Below are 7,308 nucleotides of genomic sequence, written 5' to 3' on the forward strand. Positions count from 1 at the left end.
CGAGTGTAGAACACACCTCTCTTCCAGACGTCATTCCCCGGCAGCCGCTATTTATTCACACTCCCCTCAGGGAGCGGGGAGTGCGTCGGTGACGGTATGGCTGTCGGTAGAGCCGCGGTGGGGGGTGGCGGCGCTGCCGGAGGTGGGGTGGGCGTTGGGGCAATGGGAGTGGGCGTGGGAGTCGGCGTAGTTGTCGGTGATGCGATGGCGGTGGGAGTGGGGACAGGGGTGAGGGTCGCGGTGGACGTCGGTGTCGGCGTGCTCGTTGCCGTGGGTGTTGCCGTCGGTGTCTCGGTGGGAGTCGCCGTTGCGGTGGACGTGGCCGTGGGTGTCGGCGTGGCAGTGAGCGTGACTTTAGGGGCGAGTTCAAGTTTCTGCTCGCCCAAGACTGCCATCAGATCGGGTCCGCGGATATAGTCGGGGAGGGGATCGCTCGTGCTCATCGCCATTCCGACTGACTGGGTATCTCTGGCGCTCCCGTGCGTGCCGAGGAGGTCGGTCATCTTCACGAAGGCGCCGCTCCCGTAGCAGAAGCCTTCCTCAAGACTGAGGATGACATCGGGCCGGTTGACCACATGGTTGGTCATCGCGGCCACCGCTCTCCGTAAGATGTCGGGGTAGCGGTGGCCTTTTGTGGCCTCGAACCACAGGTCGTCATCGGCGAATCCTTCTCCATCGAGGTTCTCATATTCCTCAAGCTCTTTGAGGACGTGCGCGAGCCCGAGCGGGTCGCCCTCTATAATCTGGTACCGGTAGTACTCGCCGCGCCTGCTGATCTTTGCCTTTCCGCGTGCGCCCACGGCAAAAATGTCCCCGTCTTTCTCGTAGAGCGCGAAATCTACTCCCCTGAGTGTCGTGAGCGTCTCCGCGAGAGCCTCCGCGTTCCAGTGGTCTGTGTACATACAGACGTCACCGACGAGGCCGAAGCGCGGGACGACGACGTCCCGTTCTCGTGTGAGTGAGGAGGTGAGCCTGAACCCGTTGCGCGCGAGGTGGTGGCCCAGATCGATCATGGGGTCGCTGTGCACCAGATTGTTCCCGTGGTCCGAAAACAGGCTGACACGTAACTCCCCCGCCGCGGCGTAGAGAATTTCATCCAGTATCCCCTCGAGCATCAAGAGCTGACGGCGCACCCCCTCCCGCCCCCGCTTGCGGCTGACGGCATCCGTGGAACCTATGTAGAGAATGATCGGTTCGCGCGGCGGCTTCTCGCGGTAGCACTCCCAGAACACCGTCCGGCACCGCTCCAGGTCGTGGTCTGACACGAGGCAGGGGGCAACGTACATGAGCGCGCCGTAGCGGGGGTGCTCCTCGTAGTCGAATACGCCATGAAAACTCATGTCCGTCAGCCGATTGCGGCGGACCATGTGGTCCCACTTCCCGCCGATGATCCTGTTCTCATCCCTGTCGTAGTAGCGGTCTTCCACCCCGGGCGGCTTCTCGGTCCCGAATATCTCCGTGAGGGCGGGATTCGTGTCGGAGGGGAGGGTGGAGATCACCCGGCTGGGCTGATAAAAATCCCTGAAGTGGCCCTCACGCCACAGCTCCTGCATAATTGCGTAGGGAACGGAGTCCACGCAGATGATGAGGTGCCGCTGCCCTCCACGTGCGAGCTTTGATTTTTCAATGACCGTCTCGAACGAGCCATTGAGGTCCCTGTCGTTAAGGTAGAGGTCCACCACGCCGTCGCCGTCGAGGTCCTTTTTTCGATAATCGATCCTGCCGTCGTCGTTGCGATCGTAATCCCATCCGGTTGTGGCAGCGCCGTTGATATCCTCACCGTAGAATATCTTCGGTCGGGGGAAGCCATCCGCGGCTGGCGATAGCGCGGTGAAGCAGACGAGGCATCCGAAGGCGAGCGCTGAGCTGAACCTGTGGATGACGACCTTGAATTCTTTAAGGTGCGGTGTAGAATTGCCGGCCATGGAAATTATTCTCATATGCGGTGGCTCCCCTCCCCGTATTTCTCGCAGCAGTATATCACATACCGCCCCTCTACCGGAGGCCAAGATCCTTCATCAGCCTTGAGAAACGTGGCTGGGTGAGCGACAGCTTCTCAGCGGCACGGGACTGATTCCCGCCGCACTCATCGAGCGCCCGTTTAATGATATCTCTCTTGAAGCCCTTCACCAGCTCCCGGTAGGGGCGGCTGAGATCGATCGGTTTGCTTATGAGCAGCGAGAGATCGAGGAGGAGATTATCCGCGTCAATGGTGTCCTTTTCCCCGAGCACGATTGCCCGCTCGAGCACGTTTTCGAGCTCTCTTACGTTGCCGGGCCAGTCATACCCCAGGAGCGCCTTCTTCCCTGAGGAGGAGATGGTGGGGGCGTGCCTCCCCTCCTCTGCGCAGTAGCGTTGGATGAAATTATTGGCGATAAAGAGGATATCCTCTTTTCTCTCTCTCAGCGGAGGGATGGTCAGCGAGATTACATTCAGTCTGAAAAAGAGATCCTCCCTGAATGCGCCTTTCTGGATCTCTTCACGCAGGTCCTTATTCGTCGCCGCGATGATGCGTATATCCGCCGTGATGACCTCTGTCCCGCCGACCCTCTCGAACTGGTGCTCCTGGAGGACGCGGAGGAGCTTCGTTTGCACATCGAGTTTCAGCTCGCCAATCTCATCGACGAAGAGCGTTCCACCGTTCGCGAGCTCAACCTTGCCCACCTTGCGGCGGACCGCGCCCGTGAACGCCCCCTGCTCGTGGCCGAATATTTCGCTCTCGATGAGCTGTTCGGGGAGCGCCGCGCAATTGAGCGCCACGAAGGGGCAGGTCTTCCTGTCGCTCCACGTGTGGATCGCGCGCGCGACGATCTCCTTGCCTGTCCCGCTCTCCCCGAGGAGCAGCACGGTCGCGTCGCTCTCCGCCGCTCGACGCCCCATTTCAATAATTTCCTTCATCTTTGGATTGAAACTGACGAGGAGTTTGGGAGCCAGATCGAGCTGGTCTCGCAGGAGCTTGTTCTCATTTGAAATGGCATCATAGAGATTCGCATTGTCGATGGCGATCGCCGCCTGAGCGGCGAAGGCCTGGGCGAGGTGCAGATCTTCTTCTGTGAAGCGCCCACCCTCAGGCTTGTTGATGATGTTGAGGACGCCGAGCATCTTTCCTTTGGAGACGAGGGGGAGGCAGAGAATCGACTGCAGTGGCATATCGGTGATCTCGTCCAATTTCTTTGAGTATCGGGGATCGCTCTGCACATTATTGGAGAGCACCGCTTCTGCGTGCTTCGCCACCCACCCTGCAATGCCTTCCCCGACTTTAAACCTGACCTCGCGCATCACCTGTTTATCATCTCCGACGATCACGTGGGCCACGAGTTCCTGAGACTCGGGGTGCAAGAGCATGAGGCACGAATTTTTGCACTCGATTACTTTCGTCGCGGAGAGGACGATTGATTCAAGAAGCTTTGCCTTATCTCTTGTCGAGGATACTTCCTGGGATGCCTGCAAGAGAGAGAAAAGCTTGCTGATTACATATTCCTGCTTCATCTCCGGTGTCATATTTTCTTTTTCCTGATCCAGTTGCGCACATCACTATTATTGGAAGTATAGTAAGCGCACGACCTTATCGTCAATAAAACAGCGATATTCTAAACCTATTACCAAGAGTAGTATTATACGGATTTAGGCTATTGTGTCAATGGTATAGTTACCCTAGCTATGGTGCTCAGACCAGAGAGTTATATCACATAAGGTATATTTCTATATCTGAATTACATATTCACACACTGATATCTTGTCATATAAGAATGTTATAAGCTGTAAATATAGCCTCATTAAACACCACAGCAACAAGTTACGAAATATTATATAGAATACCTGACTTTGGCATGGTTGTTGCTACCTATGGAGGTGAAGTCAGACCATATGTCTGGTCTGGAAAAGAAGGAGATAGAAATGAAAATAGCAAGATTGATGGTCCTCCTGACAGCATTCGCGGCTGCAGCCGTCATAGCGGCTTCACCGGTATACGCTACGGCGAAGATAAACATAAACACTGCATCCGAGCGAAGGCTGGAGCAATTGCCGGGGGTTGGCAAGGACATCGCGGAGCTGATCGTCAGTTACAGGAAGGAAGTTGGATCTTTCCGAAGCGTATCCGAGCTGAAGGAAATCCCGGGTATCGGAGAGAGGCGCCTTGAGGCGCTAAGGCATAGCGCAACTGTTGGCGCACTCTTGGAAAACCGCAGGTAACCGTAAACGTTACGCAGCTCAAGGGCAGTTCTGATGCACCATGCACAGAGCTGCCCTTTTTTTGTGCGCGGAGCGTTGCAGGTGAGAGGTGATGATAGGATTAGAACTATGGGCCTTAAACTTTCCGCTGCATTGTTGGTCTGTGGTGATAAGTTAATTACGTATTTGGTTAGAGTATGTTCTCGTTCATGTTACGCATGCCCAGAGGGCTACTTGCCGATCGTGAAGTGAGCGCTGACTTCGAGAAAGGCGTCCGCACGGGATCTGATCGGCCTGCTCGGGTCAAAGAAAGCGGTCACCAGTTCGTAGGGGCCGGCTGGTGCGCCGCGAGGGATGCTCGTGGATAGTAGCGGATAGCTGAAGGGCAATTCGAGTCTGCGTCCATTTTTAACTATCGGTGTTAACGGAGAACTCTGGGGGTTCGCGTCGGAGTATCTGTCGGTGTTGGGGTTATTGTAGGGGTCGGCGTGGGGGTCGAAGTAGGATTAGCGAGCACGTAAAGGAAGTTGTCATCAGAACCCACATACACCGTGTCGGTGCTCACTGCCGCAGATGACTTGATAATGCCGCCTGTCACATAGCGCCACGCCAGTGTGCCATTCGAGTTGAGGCCGTAGATGATGTTATCCTCAGAGCCCACGTACACCGTGTCAGTCCCGCTCACCGCCGGTGAGGAATAAATATAGCCGCCGGTCATGTAGCTCCACGAGAGCACGCCTGTCAGATCGATCACGCAGTAGAGGCGGTTGTCATCAGAACCCACGTACACCGTGTCGGTGCTCACTGCCGGTGATGAAAAGATGGGTCCGGAGGCTTCGTAACTCCACAATAAGGAACCAACAGAGTCTAGATTGTAGAGCCGGTTGTCATGAGAACCGACATACACCGTTTCAGCTCCGCTCACCGCCGTTGAGGAGGATATATCTCCTCCCGTCTCATAGCTCCAGGAGAGCACGCCGGTGAGATTGGCTGCGCAGTAGAGGCGGTTATCATAAGAACCCACGTACACCGTGTCGGCGCTTATCGCCGGCGACGAAAAGATAAGTTCGGAGGCCTCGTAACTCCACAATAAGGAACCAACAGAGTCTAGACTGTAGAGCCGGTTGTCATGAGAACCGACATACACCGTTTCAGCTCCGCTCACCGCCGCTGAGGAGGATATATCTCCTCCCGTCTCATAGCTCCAGGAGAGCACGCCGGTGAGATTGGCTGCGCAGTAGAGGCGGTTGTCATCAGAGCCCACCCATACCGTGTCGGCGCTTATCGCAGGCGCTGAGAAGATACGCTCATCGGCCGCATAGCTCCACAGCAACGCGCCGCCTGAGTCAATGCTGTAGAGTCGGTTGTCTCCAGAACCAACATATACCGTGCCGGTCCCGCTCAGCGCCGGCGATGAGGAAATTTTGTTACCTGCCCCGTAGCTCCACTTGAGCACCGGATTGAAAGGACCTCCCGCCAAGCTCTTGCCTGTGCGCTGCGCGTCATTGTGAAACATCGGCCAGGTGGAGGTTATGCCGCCGGATGCTTCATTGGAATATCTCCGCTCGTAGCAGACGGTGTCGGTCCCCTCCGCATAGGTCGCCTTTGACGATACGCGGTAGTAGTACGTGATCCCGGGTTGGATGGTCGTATCGGTGTACTTGGATACGGCCTCGATTCCCGTGTGGATCTTTTGATAGATCCCGGTGGCGTCGCAGCCGGGGTTCGCGTCTCTCCCGGCGCCGGGATCGCCGTTGTGTGTGGTAGAGCGGAATACGTCATAGCCATACACAACCCCAGGCGACACAGCAACCACGTCGTCCCAGTCGAGGCTTACGGAGGAGGTCGCGACCGCGGTCACTTGCAGATTCTGGGGGGGATCGGGGGGGGGATACGCCAATGGGTGATATCCATTCGTTCCGGAGAAGATCTTTGAGCGCATGATATCGAAATTGCCCTGGCTGTCGCACTTGAACAGCACTGTTCCGTCCAGGTCATTGCGGTACACTATCGCCCCGGCGCCGGAGTTCCAAATCCGATTGAGGGCAATTGCGGTCGGATGGTCATCGCTCCCATACGCCGTCTGCACCACGGCATACTCCGCGCTCATTTGACTAAGGAAACTCGCGTCGCTGCTGCCGTCTGACCCATGGTGGTGGACTTTGTAGATATCGGTGGTGGCGAGTTCAGTGGGATAGTCGCTCACGATCGTGTTCTCGGTACTGCTGGTCTTCGCATCGCCGCCGCTCAAGAACACGCTCGAGCCGCAACTGAATTGATGCACAATACTGGCGTCGTTAGGATCGTCGCAGTTCCCGCTTGTCCCGGCCGCGAGGATATGGTCCACGATATTCGGATCAAAGCCATTGGGGTTGTCGGCAGGGTATTTGGTGGGGTTCGAGCCACTCAGGCGGTCGCCTGTCACAACCTGGAAGTAGTGAGCCGCTCCTCCAACCGCACTGTAGATACTGTTAAATAAGGTGGAATCCTGGTCACTGAGTTTACACTTAGTTGTACACTCATAGAAGTTCTTCACCGCGTATCTAGTGAGCACCGTCGACATTCCCCCGTAGTGGTCTTCGTGGGCATGTGAGAGCGCCATGAACCAGAGCGGCTTTTCGTCCGGGAGTCCTTTCTTGAGCTTGCTGTCGAGGAAGACGAACAGGGGGGATGAAGCGGCTGTACTATTTCCCGCATCAATTAAAAGATTTCTGTCGTCCTCATCGCCAAATTTACAGTTTGCGCCGGGGAACTCATAGTACTGACAGTCACCGTGATCTCCCCCGCCCTCCGGAGCCCACTGGATGTAATACACGCGCATGTAGGTCTCGGCGAAGCCGGTATGCGCAATCAAGACCAGAGAAGCAATGAGCGAATAAAAAAACACCCTTTTCATTTTGCCTTCTCTAACAAAAGCAAACCTTGCTGACATGTCCCTCCTTACTAAAATTTACCATGTTGATCGAAGTATGTCAATGGTACGAATTGCCTCATAGTAAGGGGTCACTTATAGAGGGGGGCCACGGATCCCGCTAAGCGGGACGGATTATGACGGATATTCACAGATGAAAAGAAAGCTTCATCTGCGGCCATCCGTGTGGTTATCCGTGAAAATCCGTGGTGAACATCATTTAC

Annotated in this window: 4 protein-coding genes; 1 reads left to right on the forward strand and 3 read right to left on the reverse strand. The window is 55.9% G+C overall.

Going from position 1 to position 7,308, the window contains the following annotated elements; genetic code table 11:
• Nucleotides 1–47: 47 nt before the first annotated feature.
• Complete coding sequence (locus tag NTX71_06875; protein MCX6339627.1) at nucleotides 48–1,940, reverse strand: hypothetical protein; 1,893 nt, start codon at nucleotides 1,938–1,940, stop codon at nucleotides 48–50.
• Nucleotides 1,941–1,995: 55 nt separating this feature from the next.
• Nucleotides 1,996–3,501 carry a sigma-54-dependent Fis family transcriptional regulator gene (locus tag NTX71_06880; GenBank protein MCX6339628.1) on the reverse strand — a complete coding sequence of 502 codons (1,506 nt, stop codon included), beginning with the start codon at nucleotides 3,499–3,501 and terminating at the stop codon, nucleotides 1,996–1,998.
• A gap of 366 nt (nucleotides 3,502–3,867) precedes the next feature.
• Here NTX71_06880 and NTX71_06885 point away from each other — a divergent pair, with 366 nt between their 5' ends.
• Nucleotides 3,868–4,194 carry a helix-hairpin-helix domain-containing protein gene (locus NTX71_06885; protein MCX6339629.1) on the forward strand — a complete coding sequence of 109 codons (327 nt, stop codon included), beginning with the start codon at nucleotides 3,868–3,870 and terminating at the stop codon, nucleotides 4,192–4,194.
• A gap of 400 nt (nucleotides 4,195–4,594) precedes the next feature.
• Here the strand turns inward: NTX71_06885 and NTX71_06890 are convergent, their stop codons facing one another.
• Nucleotides 4,595–7,069, reverse strand: a complete 2,475-nt coding sequence (locus NTX71_06890) for a PQQ-binding-like beta-propeller repeat protein (GenBank protein MCX6339630.1) — start codon at nucleotides 7,067–7,069, stop codon at nucleotides 4,595–4,597.
• Nucleotides 7,070–7,308 lie beyond the last annotated feature (239 nt).

It is taken from the genome of Candidatus Auribacterota bacterium (assembly GCA_026392035.1).
Taxonomy (GTDB): Bacteria; Auribacterota; Tritonobacteria; order UBA1439; family UBA1439; genus JAPLCX01.